Source organism: Bradyrhizobium sp. CCBAU 53415, from assembly GCF_028128735.1.
Classification (GTDB): Bacteria; Pseudomonadota; Alphaproteobacteria; order Rhizobiales; family Xanthobacteraceae; genus Bradyrhizobium.
This window is the reverse complement of the sequence record NZ_LBJF01000001.1, coordinates 439,982-456,333: the sequence shown is the minus strand read 5'-3', so window position 1 is coordinate 456,333 and position 16,352 is coordinate 439,982. Positions and strand designations below refer to the sequence as shown.

Genomic DNA, 16,352 nt, shown 5'->3' with positions numbered 1-16,352 from the left:
CGGCCTCTGCTTGATTCAGGTCAACACCGCGGCCCACGCTACCGGGCCGATGAACTCGACAGGACTGAAAACGCACGTCGACGCTTGCGCCGAATTCTCGGCGTTCAATGCTGCGCAATGCGGCCGTCGACCACCTCGATGATGCGGTCGCAACGGCGCGCAAGGTCCAGATTGTGGGTGACGAGCAGGAAGCTCGTGCCACTCTGACGATTGACCCGTCGCATCAATTCGAAGACGGCGTCGGCCGACTTCGAATCGAGATTGCCGGTCGGCTCGTCCGCCAGCACGAGATCCGGATTCATGGCGAGCGCCCTGGCCACGGCCACCCGCTGCTGCTGGCCGCCCGACATGTTGTTGGCAAGATTGCTCCCGAATCTCTCCAGGCCGACCTCGGCAAGGAGTTGATCGGCCCGGGCCGCGATCTCCGCACTCGGAAATCCGCGATCCGCGAGCATCGGCATCATGATGTTCTCGCGGGCGGTGAAGGCGGAGATCAGCAAATGATGCTGGAATACGAAGCCGATGGTGTGACCCCTGAGATGCGTGAGTTCGTTGTCGCCCAATAGTCCGGTGTCGCGCCCCTTGATGAGGAGGCGGCCGGACGTCGGCCGGTCGAGCAGACCGACGATGTTGAGCAGCGTGCTCTTGCCCGAGCCGGACGGCCCCATCAAAGCCAGGAACTCGCCATGGCCGAGCTCGAGATCGATGTCATGCAACACCTCGACCTCCGTCGGCAGGCCCACATTGTAGGTCTTGCAGACGCGCTCGAGCCTCAGGATCTCGTCAGCCACGGATCGCCACCACGGGATCGAGTTTCGCGGCGCGCACCGCCGGCGCGGTCGCGGCCAACAAGCCGGTGACCGTGGCGAGCACCGCCGTATAGATGAAGAGGTTTCGCTCCAGGATCAACGGAAAGAACTCGCTTCCATCCGCCTGACGGGCAACGGCGTGCCAATAGATCAGCGCAAGCGCGCCCATCGTCGCGCCGAACAGCGAACCGACGAATCCGAGCAGACCACCCTGGAGCAGGAACACCCGCAGGATCTGGCCGCGCGAGGTGCCCATTGCCCTGAGGATGCCGATCTCCTTGGAGCGCTGGATCACCGAGACGATGAGCACCGCGGCAATGCCAAAGGCCACCGACAAGCCTACGAACAGCCGGATCAAGGTGTTCGTGTAGATCTGCGCCTGGACGGCGGTGAAGAACTGCGCGTTGGTGGCGATCCAGCTGTCGGCCTCGACAGCCGTCGCCGCCTGGATCTGCCTGGCGATGGTTTCGGCCGCGTAGATGTCCTTGATCGTCAGGTCGATGGTGGTGACGCCGCCGATCATGCCGAGCAGGGACTGTCCCGTCCGCAGCGCGATGAAGGCCGTCCGCTGATTGGCACCCTTGTTGCCGAAATCGACCAGCCCGGAGATCGTCAGCACCCGGTTGGCGGAGCTTGCCGCCTGGAGGTTCAGCTTGTCACCCACGGTGGCGCCGAGATTCTTGGCGAGCTCGGTGCCGATGATGATGTCCTCGCTGGTCAGCCGCGCGCTGCCGGCGACGATGTAGTCCGGCACCTTGACGATGCCGAAATAGGTGTCCGGCTCGATTCCGGTCAGCGTCACCGCCCGGCTGGCATCGCCGCGGATGGCCAGCGCGGATCCGGTAATGGTAGGCGAGACTGCGGTGACTTCCGGCATCGCCAGCATCTGGGTTCTGATCTTCGGCCACTGGTCGATCGAGATCACCCGCTGGCTCGGGCGTTGCACCACCGCGTCCTCGATCTCGCCGGCGGCATCGCGCAAGGGACGCGCGACCTGATCCGGCGTGAGGAGCTGGATCTGCGGCTGCGACGTCAGCACGCGCCTGATGAAATTTGCCTCCATGCCCGCGAGCATTGCCGACATGAAGACAATGACGCCAACGCCGATCGAAATGCCGCCGATGATGAAGATGGTCTGCAATCTCCCCTCGCGCAGGAAGCGAACGGCAGCGATCCACTCGAATGGGAGCCAGCGATTCATCGCAGGACGGGCCGCACGCGCTGCCCGGTCACCACGCCGGAGCTCTGCGGAATCGCGACGTCGCCGGCCTCGAGCCCTTCGGCGATCTCGATGTTGCTGTTGCCGCGCAGGCCGAGCTTCACCGGCCGCTTGACCGCACGACCGCCCTCGACGGTCAGGACCCAGGGCCGTCCGGAGAGGATGTCATGGACCGAGCGGACGGGAAGCACCTTCGCATCGTCTTTCGCGGCAACCTCGATGTCGACCGAGACGGTCATGTCCTGGCGCAGATCGTCGGATGGTTCCACCACCGTCAGCTTCACCTGCACGGTCGCGCGGGAGATGTCGATGCCCGGATTGATGTAGGAGACCTTGGCGGCAAAACGCCGATCGGGGTAGGCATCCGCGGAGGCCAGCGCGCCCTGTCCTAGCGCGAGCTTGCCGAGATTGCGCTCGTCGATCTGCAAGACCAGCTGCAAGTCCCCCGACGGCGCCAGCACCAATAGCGCCTTCCCCGCCTGCACCACGGTGCCTCGCTCGACGTTCCGGGTAATGAGAACGCCGTCGCGAGGGGCTACGATCGTCGCATAGCCCAGGCGGGATTCCGCCGTATCCAGATTGGCTCGCGCCTGGTTGAGCTGCGTCTGCGCCATGACATAGTCGCTGCCGCCCGGACTTGCGGTATAGACCTGGAATTCCGCCGCGCGCTTCACGGCGCGCGCGACATCGAGCGTCTTCTGCGCCTCATCCAGAGCTGCCTTGGTCGCGTAACCGTTGCGTTCGAGCTGCGCCGTGCGGTCATAGGTCTGCTGGGCGTTCAGAAGCGTCGCTTGCGCCTGGGTCAGCGCCTCCTTCGCGGAAGGCAGCGTCAGCTCCTCGAGCTGCCTGATCCGGGCTTCGGCCTGGGCTACCGCCCCCTGCGCCTGGATCACGGCCGCTTTCAGTTCCCGCGCCTCCAGCGAGATCAGCGGCTGCCCCTTGGTGACCCTCTCGCCCTCCTGCACCAGCACGTCCGCGACCGTGCCGGTAATCTGGCTGCCGATCTCGACGCGGTACGGCGTCTCGACATGTCCACTCGCCACCACGGTTTCGATCAATCGCCCGCGCGCGACCTGGTCGACCACGACGGCAGGTCCGAACAGGATGCGAACGCCCTGCCAGGCACCAAGGGCGAGCAGAACGAGGATCGCGAGCACAAACCATTTGTGGGCGAGGACTGCCGACCACGCCGACGCGGCGGAGAGCCGGCCCGTATGCTCCTGCTTCGGAAGAGGTAGTGTTTGCTCGACCATGGCTCTGCACTGCTGCGAATTCCGCCTGATCAAAAATACCGCACCACCCCATTTCCGGGTTGCGCCATGTCAACGCCCTGGCTGTAAAATGCGCGCTTTCCTGAATTCATGTCGATCTTGCATCGATCGATGGTCCATCGACAGCTCCACCGCCAGCGAGCTGCGATGTGCCCACGTTGACTAAGATCAATTCGACTGCAGCTCACTCGTCCAAACTGATGCACAAATCGCCTCGACAATGCAGCAAGACGGAGGACGTGAAAAATGGCGCATAAGCAGGTTCTGTTTCACTCGGCAGCTCGTGAAAAAGTCTTGCGCGGCGCGTCCCTTCTCGCCGATGCCGTGCGCGTCACACTCGGGCCGAAGTCGAAATCCGTCCTGATCCAGAAGTCGTGGGGCGCCCCCATCGTCTGCAACGATGGCGTCACCATTGCCAAGGAATTCGATCTCAAGGATGCGGAAGAGAACCTGGGCGCGCAGGTGCTGCGGCAGGCCGCCGAGAAGACCGGCGATGTCGTCGGCGACGGCACCAGCACGTCGACCATCCTCGCCCACGCCATTCTTTCGGACGGCGTCCGGAATGTCGTCGCCGGCGCCAGCGCGATCGACCTGAAACGCGGCCTCGATCGCGGGACACAGGCCGCCATCGCCGCCCTGCACGCCATGGCGAAGCCGGTGAAGACCAGGGCGGAGAAGGCCCAGGTCGCCACGATCTCGGCGCACAACGACGTTTCCATCGGCGAACTTGTGGCGGATGCGATCGAGAAGGTCGGCGGTGACGGCGTGATCTCGGTGGAGGAGTCCAAGACCACCGAGACCCTGCTGGACGTGGTGGAAGGCATGAAGTTCGATCGCGGCTTCCTGTCGCCCTACTTCGTCACGGATGCCGACCGTATGGAAGCCGTGTTGCAGGATCCATATGTGCTGCTGTGCGACCACAAGATCGGCGCCCTGCGCGATCTGGTTCCCCTGCTCGAGCAGGTCGCCAAGAGCGGCCGGTCGCTCCTGATCATCGCCGAGGACATCGAAGGCGAAGCGCTGGCGACCCTCATCGTCAATCAGCTTCGCGGCGTGCTCAAGGCTTGCGCCGTCAAGGCGCCCGGCTTCGGCGACCGGCGCAAGGCCATGCTGGAGGACATTGCCATCCTCACCGGCGCGCAGGTCATCTCCGAGGAGATCGGGCTCAAGCTGGAAAGCGCCACCCTCCAGCAGCTCGGTCGCGCCGCGCGGGTGGTCGCCGACAAGGAGAATACCACCCTGATCGGGAGTGGCGGCGATCGCGCCCGTATCGACGCACGGCTGGCTCAAATCCGTGTCGAGATCGAGAAGACCACCAGCGACTACGACCGCGAGAAGCTCGAGGAGCGCCTCGCCAAGCTGTCGGGCGGCGTTGCCGTGATCCGGGTGGGAGCACCGACCGAAGCCGAGATGAAGGCGAAGAAGGAGGCGCTCGACGATGCGATCAGCTCGACGAAAGCTGCGGTCGCCGAGGGTATCGTGCCGGGTGGCGGGCTTGCCCTGCTGCGCACGATCGCGGCGGTAGCCAAAGAGGAGGCCGGCTCCGAGGGCGACGAACGAACCGGCATGCAGATCCTGAAACGCGCACTCGAAGCTCCCGCGCGCCAGATCGCCGAGAATTCGGCAACCGATGGCGGCGTCGTGGTTGCCCGGATGCTTGGTAGCGAGGGCAATTTCGGCTTCGATGCCGCCCGGAAGGTCTATGTCGACCTCGTGGAAGCCGGCATCGTCGATCCGGTGAAGGTCGTACGGACCGCGCTTGAAAACGCGGTTTCCGTCGCAAGCGTGCTTCTTCTGACGGAGGCGACGATGACGGAGATTCCGGAACCGAAGCGCGAGCGGCTGCCCGAGCCCGACATGGCGATGTAAGCTGCGGCATCAGCCGTCCGCGAGCGATCCAAGGCGGGCGATGATCCGGCAGGATGCGACGATGCCCTATCGCTCGAACGAGGATCTTCCCCAAGGCGTGCGGCACCATCTGCCGCCTCATGCTCTGGACATCTACCGGGAGGCGTTCAACCACGCCTTTGCCTCGCATGCCGGCGACCTCCGGCAGGAAGAGATCGCTCACCGCACCGCCTGGGCTGCGGTGAAGCGCTCCTACGTAAAACTTGGCGACCGATGGATGCCAAGGGGACCGGCTTCATAAGGGCCGATCTGCTCTCGACTGCCCCGGCAATCGATAAAGGTCCGAGCATCTGCCCCATATTGTGCGACGGCAGGATGGAGATCGACGAGCGCCGGGCTCGCATTTGGCACGATCATCCCCATCGCCTGCCAACACATCCGATCTGGCATGCGATGCTCTGGAATTTGAGCGAAATCAACCGGCGCGCGATGGCCACGACTATTCTTTGCCGCGACCGGAATGGTCAAGCTCGAAGGAGACAATGATCATGGCGACCGAAACCAAGTTACCTGTCAGCAAGACGTCCACCGCGCCCGCAGCCGCCGGCGAGGCCTGGCAGCCGTTCCAGACACTGAGAAACGAAATCGATCAGATCTTCGACGATTTCGGCAGCGGTTTCTGGAAACGGCCGTTCCGCTCGCTCGCCCGGCTGGAGCGCGATCTGTCCAAGAACTTCAATGCGCCGGCCGTCGACGTCGCCGAAAGCGACAAGGCCTACGAGATCACGGCCGAGCTTCCCGGCCTCGACGAGAAGAACATCGACGTCAAGCTCGTCAACGGCGGCCTCACCATCAGAGGCGAGAAGAAGGAAGAGACGGAAGAGAAGAAGAAGGATTACTACGTCTCCGAGCGCCGTTACGGCTCTTTCGAGCGCTACTTCGCGCTCCCCGACGGGGTCAACACCGACAAGATCGAGGCGACGTTCAAGAACGGCGTGCTCAAGGTTGTCCTTCCCAAGACCGAGGAAGCTCAGAAGGCGGCCAAGACCATCAGTGTGAAGGCCGCCTGACGGCCCTCGACGCGAGGCTGCGGGCGGCCGCAGCCTCGCCTCACCACCTGCCAGCGAATTCGAGGACAGAACATGCGCGCGCATCATATCATGACGAAAGACATCGTTGCCGTAACGCCGCACACGACGATCGAGGAGGCGGCCAAGATCATGCTCCGAATGCACATCAGCGGCCTGCCCGTCATCGACGATGCCGGCAATCTCGTCGGCGTGGTCTCGGAGAGCGACTTCCTCCGCCGTGGCGAAATCAGCACCGGCCGCAGGCACGCCGCCTGGTTGAAGTTCTTCATGGGACCAGGACGCGCGGCCGCCGAGTTCGTCCACGAACGCGGCCGCAAGGTCGCCGATGTGATGACGAAGCAGGTCGTCTCGGTGCAGGAAGACGCAGATCTGGCCGAGGTGGTCGACCTGATGGAGAAGAACGACATCAAGCGCGTCCCGGTGATGCGGGGCAAGGCGCCCGTGGGGATCGTCACGAGGACGAATGTACTGCAAGCCGTAGCGAGCCTCGTGCACGAAATTCCGGATCCGACCGCCGATGACGAGCACATTCGCGAGCGCATCACGCGCGCGGTCAATGGCACCGACTGGCGTCCGATCGGTTTTGAGGTGAATGTCCGCAAGGGCGCGGTGCATCTGCACGGCCTTGTCACCACCGACGAGGCCCGTCAGGCCGCAATCGTCGCCGCCGAGAACACCGCCGGCGTCAAGGAAGTTCACGACCATCTCTGCTTCGTCGATACCTATACCGGGTTCTATGTGGAATCGCCCGAAGACATGAAGGCCGCAGGCTGAACTCCCCGCGGATCGAGGCCACCATGCTCGGATGGTTCGTTCGGATTCTCTTCGCCATAGCAGCGCCGATCACGGCGCTGTTCGTGGCACGCGACGCGCTGAACTTCGGCTTGATCCAGACCATCGTGACCATGTTGATCGTGACTGCCCTGGTCTGGCTGATTGCCGCCTATACCGGGCGGGACCGTCAGGCGCCGCGCTAGCTGCCGACGCGACACGGTGCCCGGTCCCCGAAATCGCCGCTACTGGCTCGCCCACTCCTGCCGAACCGATGCGCGAAGCCGCCCGATGGCGTTGGCCGGCACAGCAAAGGCAAAGGCGGTGGGCCGATACTCCAGGAATGCAAATGCCACTCTCTGTTCCGTGCGGCTACGGGCATCACCCTAGGTGAAGCTCCCAAATTTCGGCCGGACGACTTATCCGCTAGTAAGGGTTTGTCAGCACGCACCAGCAAGGGGCCTGCATATGAACCACTCGATTTACACTGCGGACAGGGCAACACATCTGAAGGTCGTCATCGCCGGATTGCTCGCCGGCATGGCCATCATGGCGACAACGCTGACCGTGCATCTGGCCCAGCCGGAATTGAGCTTGCAGAAAGCGAAGACTCTGGCCGTTTACCAGGCACGTCCAATGCACGCACTGACCGAAATGGCCCAACGCTAGTCGAGATCGGCTGTTGGAGGATATTCAGATGACCAACGAAGCAATCAAGGCGCTGATGCTATTTGCGATGTACGGCATTCTCGAGCTCGCGCTCCATTTTTCGTCGACCGTCAGACCTGCCAAGCAACCGCTCCGTTCGACATCCGGCCGGACTGCGAATCCCGATCTCACGCGTCCAGCGGCGGAAGACTAGAGCATGAGTCGGAAAAGTGCGCAGCGGTTTTCCGAAAAAATCATGCTTAAACAACAACCTAAAGCGCGATGAAGATTCATCCTATTGGCATCGCGCTTTAGGTCGATCCGCGCGGCCACTTGTCGCGTGTCGTCACGGACGAGCGTTACAACGGCTCGTCATCCAGCGTAGATGGTTCTGCCTGCAGCGAGACGAAGTCACCGCCGCCGTAATCGTCCTCCGGATCGGGACCGGTCGATTGAAGGCACAGGCGGTCGTCGACGCCGCGAACGCCTGAAGCGTTCTCACAAGCCACGATAGCCGCCCGGCGGGCGTTGTCGCCCTTGACGACGCCGCGCAGCGTCACGACGCCGTCCCTGACGCTCACGTTCAAGCCGACCGGCTGCCAAGGCTTTCCAGTCATCGCCGCCAGGACCGAACGGCGGATCTGATTGTCGTCTTCCGAATAGCCGGGTGCGCCGGTCAGCGGGCCGGCGACCGCGGACAGGAAGTCGGACCGGGTGATGATGCCGACAACGCGGTCATTGCGCATCACCGGGACGTGGTTCAGGTTTCGGCGCTCCATCAGGTCGGCAATCTCCTCGAGGGGAGCATCCTCGCTGGTCGTCGCCGGATCACGCGTCATCACCTGCTCGACCTTGCGCCCATGCTCCTTGACGAATTCGCGGGCGACTCGGTCTGCTCCGAGCAGGACGGTCAGCAGCCGGTTGCGCGTGTGCTCCGTTTCGAGCTCGGCCCGCCTGAGAAAGTCGCTCTCACAAATGATGCCGACCAGCTTCCCCGCCGTATCCGTGACCGGCAGTCCGCTGATGTGGTGACCGAGCATGGCCCTGATGGCATCGGCGATCGAGGCCTCCGGCCGAATGGCAATCACCCGCCGGGACATGATCTGGTGCGCGCGCATGTCTTCAACTCCAGAGAGAGCTCACAGGTAGCCGCCGCCCCGGATCGGGTCTTGATCGAGATCAACCGCCCGGCCGCGGTCGAGTGCCATGCTTCCATCAAATCCGGATATCGGGCATGCGCCTGCAGGCATTGTTCATGGCTACGATCCTTGCGGCGGTCGCTGCGCTGAGCGCCGGAGCGCCGGCGGAAACGACGTCGGTCGACGCCTCCGCCGCGCTCTCCGATCTCATGACCCGGCTTCAGCTCCAGCATGCCAAGCTCTGGTTTGCGGGGAAGCTCAGCAACTGGAGCCTCGCGAGCTACGAAATCCAACGGATCGAGGCCAATCTCGAAGCGGCGGGCAAGCTCCTGCCCGACCCATTGCGGATCGGTCCTGCCAAGCATCAGCTGCAAGCCGTACGCGAGGCGATCCAGCAGAAGAACGTGCCTGCGTTTACCAAAGCCTATTCGGCCCTGACGAACGAATGCAACAGCTGCCATCGGGCCAGCGGCTTCGCCTCGATCACGATCCAGGTGCCGGTTCGTCCGCCTGTCACCAACCAATTGTTCGTCGATCAGGTCACCGAAGGCCGGGCGCTGGCCCATGGGTCCTGCGGAACATGCCATGTCGTGGAGGATGCCGCCAAGGAATCGCCGGTGTCCCGCCCCCCGGCGCCGAGCTTCGCGGAGATCATCAATCGTCCCTCGTTCTCCTCCGATGACATCAGGCAACTCCTGACATCGGGCCACCGCAGGCTCGGACGCGACCAGGCCATGCCGAACCCGCGGCTCGCGGAGTATCAGATCGACGAGATCGTGGCGTACCTCGAAACGTTGAGAGCCGACCCGCCGCGCTAGAGCCTTTTCCGTTCCGATGGAATCGGAACGGGGCTCTAGACTCGTGTTCTGACGCGTTTTCTTGACGCGAACCGGTGTCCACTTCGCTCGAAAACGCTCTAGAGCCCGCCCCGCTCCACCTGCCCGTTGCTTGCCTGGCAGTTGATCTCCGTCAAGCGGTGATCGGAAAAGAGCAGCATTGTGGACCGAACGAAATCCGAAACTGCGCCATCGCAAGGCAGGCACATGACGACGACAGACGGAGCCGCTCCCTCACCTCAAACGCGCGTGCCGACGGCAAAGCCATTTCTGTGGGGCGTCTCGACCTCGAGCTTCCAGATCGAGGGTGCTTCCCATGTGGATGGGCGCCGCGACAGCATATGGGACAGCTACTGCCGGCAGCAGGGCCGCATCAAGAACGGCGATACCGGCGACACCGCCTGCGACCATTATCACCGCTACCGTGAAGATATCGCGCTGATGCGCGATATCGGCGTCGGCGCCTACCGCTTCTCGATCTCGTGGCCGCGCATCCTGCCTCGCGGTCGCGGGGCTGCGAACGAGGCGGGCCTCGATTTCTACGACAGGCTCGTCGATGCACTTCTGGCTGCCGGCATAGAACCCTGGATCTGTCTCTATCACTGGGATCTGCCGCAGGCGCTGCAGGATCTCGGCGGCTGGCAGAACCGGGACATCGCGGGATGGTTCGCCGATTATGCCGCGCTGGCGGCCCGACGCCTTGGCGACCGGGTCCAGCGGTTCGCCACCTTCAACGAGCCGTGCGTATTCACGCTGTTCGGATATGGTCTCGGCTGGAACGCGCCCGGCATTGCCGACAAGGCCGCTCTGCACCGAGCCATTCACCACGTCAACCTCAGTCACGGCCGTGCCATCGACGTGCTCCGCCAATCGGTGACGAATGCATCGCTCGGCGCCATTCACAACCGCCAGCCCTGTTATCCCGCCACCACGCGGGAGGAGGATGTTGCGGCGACGCAGCGCTTTGCGCCGTACTGGAACGACGCATTCCCGTATCCGCAGCACTTTGCCCACTATCCCCGGGAGCTTGCCGAGGCCATCGAGCCTTATGTCAAGCCCGGTGACATGGCGCAGATCGCGAGGCCGGTCGACTGGTTCGGGCTCAACCACTATTCGCCGCACTACATCAGGGCCGACAGCAATCCGATCGGCGCCGGCTTCGGTGCACCGCCGGATGGCGTACGCCGCACCACCATCGGCTGGCCCATCATTCCCGACGCGTTCCGCGATACGCTGCTGGACATCCACCGGCGCTTCCGGTTGCCGATCTACGTGCTGGAGAACGGAACCGCCGCCGACGACAAGCCGGACGATAGCGGCCGTGTTCAGGACACCGCACGGATTGCCTATCTCGACGCCTATACAAGGGCAATGCAGGAGGCGATCCGGGCCGGAGCCGACGTCAGGGGCTATTTCGTCTGGTCGCTGCTCGACAATTTCGAGTGGGCATCGGGTTATTCGCAACGCTTCGGTCTCGTCCACGTCGATTTCGCCTCGCAGAGGCGAACCCCGAAGGCGTCGGCGCACTGGTATTCCGATCTCGTTCGGACGGCGCGAAGACCGCAGACTGCCGCAGAGCGTGCGGGGCCCGACAACGTGACGGAAACGCCCGGCGCGATGGCCGTCCCCACGGTCTCCGGCTGAGCCGATGACCGAGATCCTCACGATCACGCCCAATCCGGCGGTCGACGTGTCGACATCGGTGGACAGGATCGTTCCCGTCGCCAAGCTGCGCGGCATCGGGCAGCGCCGTGACCCCGGCGGGGGAGGCATCAACGTTGCGCGCGTGGTCAAGCGCCTCGGCGGCGATGCCACCGCGCTCTATCCGGTGGGCGGCCTCACGGGAGACCTGCTGCGTCAATTGCTGGACAAGGAGGGCGTCGAAAGCCTGACCTTTCCGATCGCGGGCGAGACCCGGCAAGACTTCTTCGTCCGCGAGATCGGCACGGGCCAGCCCTATCGCTTCATCTTGCCAGGGCCGCCTCTTGCCGAGGACGAATGGCAGAGGTGCCTTGCCCTGCTGTCGGCGCTGCAGCCGTTTCCCGGCTTCGTGGTTGCCAGCGGCAGCCTGCCGGCCGGGGTACCCGACGACTTCTACGCAAGGGTCGCAAGGATCACCAAGCAGCGCGGCGCCAGGATGATCCTCGATACCTCCGGTCAGGCCCTTGTTGCTGCGGTGACGGAAGGGGTCGAACTGGTCAAGCCGAACCTGCGGGAGATGCGCGAGCTGGTCGGTCGCGAGTCGTCTGATCCCGCCGAATGGGAAGCTGCTGCCAGAACGCTGGTGCGCAGCGGCAAGGCAGCGATGGTCGCCCTGACGATGGGACACCTCGGCGCCGCGCTGGTGACGAGCGACCGCGTGTGGCGCGCCGAACCACTCGCGATTGCGCCCGTCGGCGCCGTCGGAGCAGGTGACAGTTTTCTCGGCGCGCTGGTCCACGGGCTGGCATCTGGAGCCAGCCTCGAACGCTGCTTTCGACAGGCGGTCGCCGCCGGCGCCGCGGCCCTGCTCAATCCCGGCACAGAACTCTGCCGGCCCGACGACGTCAAACGTCTCGCCGAACAGGTCATTCTCTCTACGGCAATTTGACCGATCCGGTCGGAAGCGTCGGGGCCTCCACCTGCCCCGGCGGCGTGTCCCGGTTGAGGCGGTCGAGCGACAGCAGGAGACCGCCGACCCGTTCCAGCGACGACATCCAATCGGCAATGCGTCCATAATTGTCGACGACCCAGTTGAACGAGGCCTGCACCAGCGTGAAAGCCGCCGCGGCTTGTGTAAGCTCACCCAGTGTCATGGCCCCGGAGAGAAACTTCGGCGCGCACAGCACCAGCCCGATGATCGGCGCCAGAAGCGAGTTGCCATGCGACACGATCGTCGTCCGCATCAATTGCCAGCACAGGCGCCGCCACTGGTCTATGGTGGTTCTGAGAGCCTTGCGAAGGTCACGGCAGGCTTCCGGCTGTTGTCCCTTTGGCGCGATGCCCTCCCCGATGTCGCGGAGCTGGTGTGCCGCCGTGATCAACTCCGCCTCCGCCTGGTTCTTGATCTGAACCAGCCGGGTCAGCGGCGCCCCGACCGTCATCATCGCGGTGGTCACGATGCCGGAGTAGAGCGCCACACCGACGACGAGGTAGCCCGGAATCCGGACGGAATGACTTCCCACTGGCAGCGCAATGTCGCCACCGACCGTCCAGAGGACCTGAATGAAGATGACCGCGCTCAGCAGCGCGGAAACCAGCCCGAGCGCGAGGTCGATCGGCGCGTCCGTTGCGATCCTGACGTCCTCGGCGATCCGGTATTCGGGAATCTGCCGCTCGCTCTGCACGAACGCGAGGCGCGCATAACGGTCATTCTCGACCCAATAGTTGATCACTTTGCCGGTCAGCCATTCCCGCCATCGTCTTTGCACGGTCATGCGGCCCCAGACCGACGTGACGGCAAGTGCGATGCTCCCGACGCACAATGGGACGAGCAGGAACGCCTGCCCTTTCAGCCGCGCAGGATCGCGGCTCTCAAGCGCATCGAAGAAGTCGCGATTCCAGTAGTTGAAGCGAAACTGCACGTAGAGCTGGAGGACGACGACGATCACCAGTACCACGCATAGTACCCATACGCGCCAAGCCGGTGCTCCCCGCCAGAAGCCGGAGGCGCTCTGCCAGAATCGCGATCTCTCTCGCGAAGAGCCGTTCTGGTCTGGTTCGGTCATCATCAATGTTCACAGCTAAAGCGGGTATGTGCTGCGCACTTGATCTTTCGCAAACCGACGGTGCGGAGATGCTGGAAAATCGTCGGCGTTGAGGCCCATTTTGCAGCGCGGGAGAATGCGCGATGGACGCACCGAGCTACATTCGCTGGTTCAGGGACATACGGCTCGCCGACGTTCCGCTGGTCGGAGGCAAGACCGCATCCCTGGGCGAACTGTATTCGGCACTGACGCCGGAGGGCGTCAAGGTTCCGAACGGCTTTGCGCTGACCGCGGCCGCCTATCGGGACGCCCTGACCGAAGCTGGCGCGTGGGACAGGCTCCGCCCCCTTCTAGCCGGCATCGACAAGCGGCGGATCGCCGATCTTGCCCGCCGCGCCGCCGCGGCGCGCGCGATCGTTTACGCGGCGACCGACCGGGAGGATCTGCGACGGCAGGTCACACAGGCGTATCGGCAGCTGGAGCAGGAATACGGACGCAACGTCGCGGTTGCGGTCCGCAGCTCGGCCACGGCCGAGGACCTTCCGACCGCAAGCTTTGCCGGCCAGCACGACAGCTTTCTCAACATCCGGGGCGCGGACGGGCTGATGGAGGCCTGCCGCCGCTGCTTTGCTTCGCTGTTCACGGATCGTGCGATTTCCTACCGGATCGACAATGGATTCGACCACTTCAAGGTCGCGCTGTCCGTTGCGGTCATGAAGATGGTCCGCTCGGACCTCGCGGCAAGCGGCGTCACCTTCACGCTCGATACCGAGACCGGATTTCGCGATGTCGTGTTCGTGACCGGCGTCTACGGGCTCGGCGAAAACATCGTGCAGGGCGTCGTCGACCCCGACGAATTCTACGTTCACAAGCCGACCTTCAACGCCGGCTTCCGGGCGGTTCTGTCGCGCCGCCTGGGATCCAAGGCAAAGCGGATGGTCTACGGCCGCGGTCACAATACAACCCGGAACGTGGCAACACCGGCGAACGCGCGTCAGCAATTCTGCATCAATGACAGCGAAGTCTTGACGCTTGCCGAATGCGCGCTGCTCGTCGAGAGGCATTACTCGCAAAAATCGGGCAGGCCCACCCCGATGGACGTGGAATGGGCCAAGGACGGCAGGGACGATTCGCTCTACATCATCCAGGCCCGGCCCGAGACGGTCGCCTCCCGCCGGAAGCCGGAGGCGCTCGAGAGCTATGTCCTGAAAGCGCCCGGGACGGCGCTGGCCGAAGGCCGCGCCGTCGGGGAAAAGATTGCGGCAGGACGCATCCGATTGATCAGGAACGACCGCGATCTCCGGAAATTCCGTGCGGGCGAGGTGCTTGTCGCGACGGCGACGCGCCCGGACTGGGAGCCCGTCATGAAGCTCGCCGCCGCGATCGTGACCGATCATGGCGGCCGGACCTGCCATGCCGCCATCATCGCACGCGAGCTCGGAGTGCCCGCGGTGGTCGGAACAGGCGGTTTCAGCAAGAGAGCCAAGGCGGGTACGGCCGTGACGGTGTCCTGCGCCGAAGGTGATATCGGTCACGTCTTCGAGGGAACGCTGCCGTACGAGGTCGAACGGACAGCGACCGAAAGTGTCCAGAAGCCGCGCACCGAAATCATGGTGAACCTCGGCAATCCCGAAGTTGCATTCAAGACTGCATCCCTGCCGAGCGATGGCGTCGGCCTTGCCCGTATGGAATTCATCATCAACCAGCATATCGGTGTCCATCCGATGGCGCTGGCCTGTCCCGACAAGGTGACTTCAGCGCGGGACCGGCGGAAGATCAAGCTGCTGACCGCACGCCACAAGCAGCCGTCCGAGTTCTTTGTCGAACGGCTCTCGGAAGGTGTCGGCACCATCGCCGCCGCGTTCTATCCCCGGCCGGTGATCGTGCGCCTCTCCGACTTCAAGACGAATGAATATGCGAACCTCGTCGGCGGCGCCGATTTCGAACCTCGCGAGGAGAACCCGATGCTCGGCTTTCGGGGCGCCGCGCGCTACGCGCACCCCGCCTATGCGCAGGGTTTTGCCTTGGAATGCGCTGCAATGAAACGGGTGCGCGAGGCGATGGGGCTCACCAATCTCAAGATCATGATTCCGTTCTGCCGGCGCGTCGAGGAAGCCCGCAAGGTCATTGCAGCCATGGCAACTCATGGCCTCAAGCGAGGCGAGAGCGGCCTGGAGATCTTCATGATGTGCGAAATACCGAACAACGTCATCCTGATCGACCAGTTCGCGCAATTGTTCGACGGCTTCTCCATCGGCTCCAATGATCTCACCCAGCTGACGCTCGGCGTCGACCGGGACTCGGAGATCGTCGCCTTCGACTTCGACGAACGCGATCCCGGCATGCTGCAGATGCTGTCGATGGCCGTGCTGGGCGCCAAGCGCAACCGACGCCACGTCGGCATCTGTGGTGAAGCGCCGGCGAATTATCCGGAGATCGCGAAGTTTCTGGCTGAGCTCGGGATCGACTCGATCAGCGTGAATCCGTCGAGCGTGTTGCGGACCATCGAGATCGTCCGCGCCGCGGAGCGCGAGAGCAGTGGCAGCCGGCGGGCTGCGAGCTAAAGCGCGATGCGATCAGGATCAATCGTCATCGCGCTCCAGCTTGTTGTTCAAGCATGATCTCCGCGCAAACGCGTTCCGCGTTTGTCGCGAGGGAAGCCGCTGCGCACTTTTCCGGAAAGATCATGCGTAAACAACAACCTAAAGCGCGATGATGATTCATCCAAATCTCGTCGCGCTTTAGGGGCGCTTGTCCCGGCGATACAGGCCGAGCGCCTCGCGCACCTCGTCGTCCTCGAGAGCATCCTTGATCGCGCGGTCGGCCGGCCTGGTCTCCAGCACCGGTGCGTCGACCGGCGCGTCGCGATCAGGTGCGGGCACCGCCGCCTTTCGCTCCGCCGCGCTCTTCTTCGCCGCTTGACCATCCTTGTCCATTGCACACTCTCCTGCGAGGCCGACGTCAGAGCCTTTTCCGCTCCGATGGAATCGGAACGGGGCTCTGGACTCCAGTTTTGACGCGTTCTCTTGACGCG

General features: G+C 63.8%; 17 protein-coding genes. 11 read left to right on the top strand and 6 right to left on the bottom strand.

Going from position 1 to position 16,352, the window contains the following annotated elements; all coding sequences use genetic code 11:
- Window positions 1–104 precede the first annotated feature (104 nt).
- Genes XH87_RS02025 through XH87_RS02015 form a run of 3 tightly spaced genes read right to left on the bottom strand, consistent with a single transcriptional unit; the run spans window position 105 to window position 3,281 of the window.
- Entirely contained in the window at window positions 105–791 is a 687-nt protein-coding gene (locus XH87_RS02025; protein ID WP_035713002.1) for an ABC transporter ATP-binding protein, read from the bottom strand.
- A complete protein-coding gene (locus XH87_RS02020) occupies window positions 784–2,010 on the bottom strand; it encodes an ABC transporter permease (RefSeq protein ID WP_035713004.1) in 1,227 nt (408 codons plus the stop codon). Before XH87_RS02020 ends, XH87_RS02025 begins: the two co-directional genes overlap by 8 nt.
- Window positions 2,007–3,281: an efflux RND transporter periplasmic adaptor subunit gene (locus XH87_RS02015; RefSeq protein ID WP_158667861.1), complete on the bottom strand. Its 1,275-nt coding sequence runs from the start codon at window positions 3,279–3,281 to the stop codon at window positions 2,007–2,009. Before XH87_RS02015 ends, XH87_RS02020 begins: the two co-directional genes overlap by 4 nt.
- A 264-nt stretch (window positions 3,282–3,545) precedes the next feature.
- On the opposite strand from XH87_RS02015, the gene groL reads away from it, so the two are divergent.
- The 7 genes from groL to XH87_RS01980 all read left to right on the top strand — a co-directional run bounded on the left by groL (window position 3,546) and on the right by XH87_RS01980 (window position 7,871).
- Window positions 3,546–5,168 (top strand): chaperonin GroEL, encoded by a 1,623-nt coding sequence (gene groL, locus XH87_RS02010; RefSeq protein WP_271585978.1) that lies wholly within the window; start codon window positions 3,546–3,548, stop codon window positions 5,166–5,168.
- A gap of 61 nt (window positions 5,169–5,229) precedes the next feature.
- A complete protein-coding gene (locus tag XH87_RS02005) occupies window positions 5,230–5,448 on the top strand; it encodes a ChaB family protein (protein ID WP_271585977.1) in 219 nt (72 codons plus the stop codon).
- 247 nt (window positions 5,449–5,695) lie between these two features.
- Entirely contained in the window at window positions 5,696–6,217 is a 522-nt protein-coding gene (locus XH87_RS02000; RefSeq protein ID WP_271585976.1) for an Hsp20/alpha crystallin family protein, read from the top strand.
- 72 nt (window positions 6,218–6,289) lie between these two features.
- Window positions 6,290–7,012 carry a CBS domain-containing protein gene (locus XH87_RS01995; RefSeq protein WP_271585975.1) on the top strand — a complete coding sequence of 241 codons (723 nt, stop codon included), beginning with the start codon at window positions 6,290–6,292 and terminating at the stop codon, window positions 7,010–7,012.
- Window positions 7,013–7,035: 23 nt separating this feature from the next.
- Entirely contained in the window at window positions 7,036–7,215 is a 180-nt protein-coding gene (locus tag XH87_RS01990) for a hypothetical protein (protein ID WP_035713018.1), read from the top strand.
- A gap of 262 nt (window positions 7,216–7,477) precedes the next feature.
- A complete protein-coding gene (locus XH87_RS01985; protein WP_035713034.1) occupies window positions 7,478–7,678 on the top strand; it encodes a hypothetical protein in 201 nt (66 codons plus the stop codon).
- Between the two features lie 28 nt (window positions 7,679–7,706).
- Complete coding sequence (locus tag XH87_RS01980; protein ID WP_271585974.1) at window positions 7,707–7,871, top strand: hypothetical protein; 165 nt, start codon at window positions 7,707–7,709, stop codon at window positions 7,869–7,871.
- A gap of 145 nt (window positions 7,872–8,016) precedes the next feature.
- Here the strand turns inward: XH87_RS01980 and XH87_RS01975 are convergent, their stop codons facing one another.
- Window positions 8,017–8,775 (bottom strand): CBS domain-containing protein, encoded by a 759-nt coding sequence (locus XH87_RS01975; RefSeq protein ID WP_271585973.1) that lies wholly within the window; start codon window positions 8,773–8,775, stop codon window positions 8,017–8,019.
- Between the two features lie 137 nt (window positions 8,776–8,912).
- On the opposite strand from XH87_RS01975, the gene XH87_RS01970 reads away from it, so the two are divergent.
- The 3 genes from XH87_RS01970 (at window position 8,913) to XH87_RS01960 (ending at window position 12,222) form a co-directional block, all read left to right on the top strand.
- Entirely contained in the window at window positions 8,913–9,614 is a 702-nt protein-coding gene (locus tag XH87_RS01970) for a c-type cytochrome (protein ID WP_271585972.1), read from the top strand.
- Between the two features lie 225 nt (window positions 9,615–9,839).
- Window positions 9,840–11,276, top strand: coding sequence for a GH1 family beta-glucosidase (locus XH87_RS01965; protein WP_271585971.1), 1,437 nt, complete (start codon window positions 9,840–9,842; stop codon window positions 11,274–11,276).
- Window positions 11,277–11,280: 4 nt separating this feature from the next.
- A complete protein-coding gene (locus tag XH87_RS01960) occupies window positions 11,281–12,222 on the top strand; it encodes a 1-phosphofructokinase family hexose kinase (RefSeq protein ID WP_271585970.1) in 942 nt (313 codons plus the stop codon).
- Here the strand turns inward: XH87_RS01960 and XH87_RS01955 are convergent.
- Window positions 12,209–13,339 (bottom strand): SbmA/BacA-like family transporter, encoded by a 1,131-nt coding sequence (locus XH87_RS01955; RefSeq protein WP_442868232.1) that lies wholly within the window; start codon window positions 13,337–13,339, stop codon window positions 12,209–12,211. The genes XH87_RS01960 and XH87_RS01955 overlap by 14 nt on opposite strands.
- Before the next feature lie 122 nt (window positions 13,340–13,461).
- Between XH87_RS01955 and ppsA the strand changes: the two genes are divergently transcribed.
- Complete coding sequence (ppsA, locus tag XH87_RS01950; protein ID WP_271585968.1) at window positions 13,462–15,882, top strand: phosphoenolpyruvate synthase; 2,421 nt, start codon at window positions 13,462–13,464, stop codon at window positions 15,880–15,882.
- Window positions 15,883–16,059: 177 nt separating this feature from the next.
- On the opposite strand, the gene XH87_RS01945 is transcribed toward ppsA, so the two are convergent.
- Window positions 16,060–16,254 carry a hypothetical protein gene (locus XH87_RS01945; RefSeq protein WP_158670357.1) on the bottom strand — a complete coding sequence of 65 codons (195 nt, stop codon included), beginning with the start codon at window positions 16,252–16,254 and terminating at the stop codon, window positions 16,060–16,062.
- Between the last annotated feature and the right edge of the window lie 98 nt (window positions 16,255–16,352).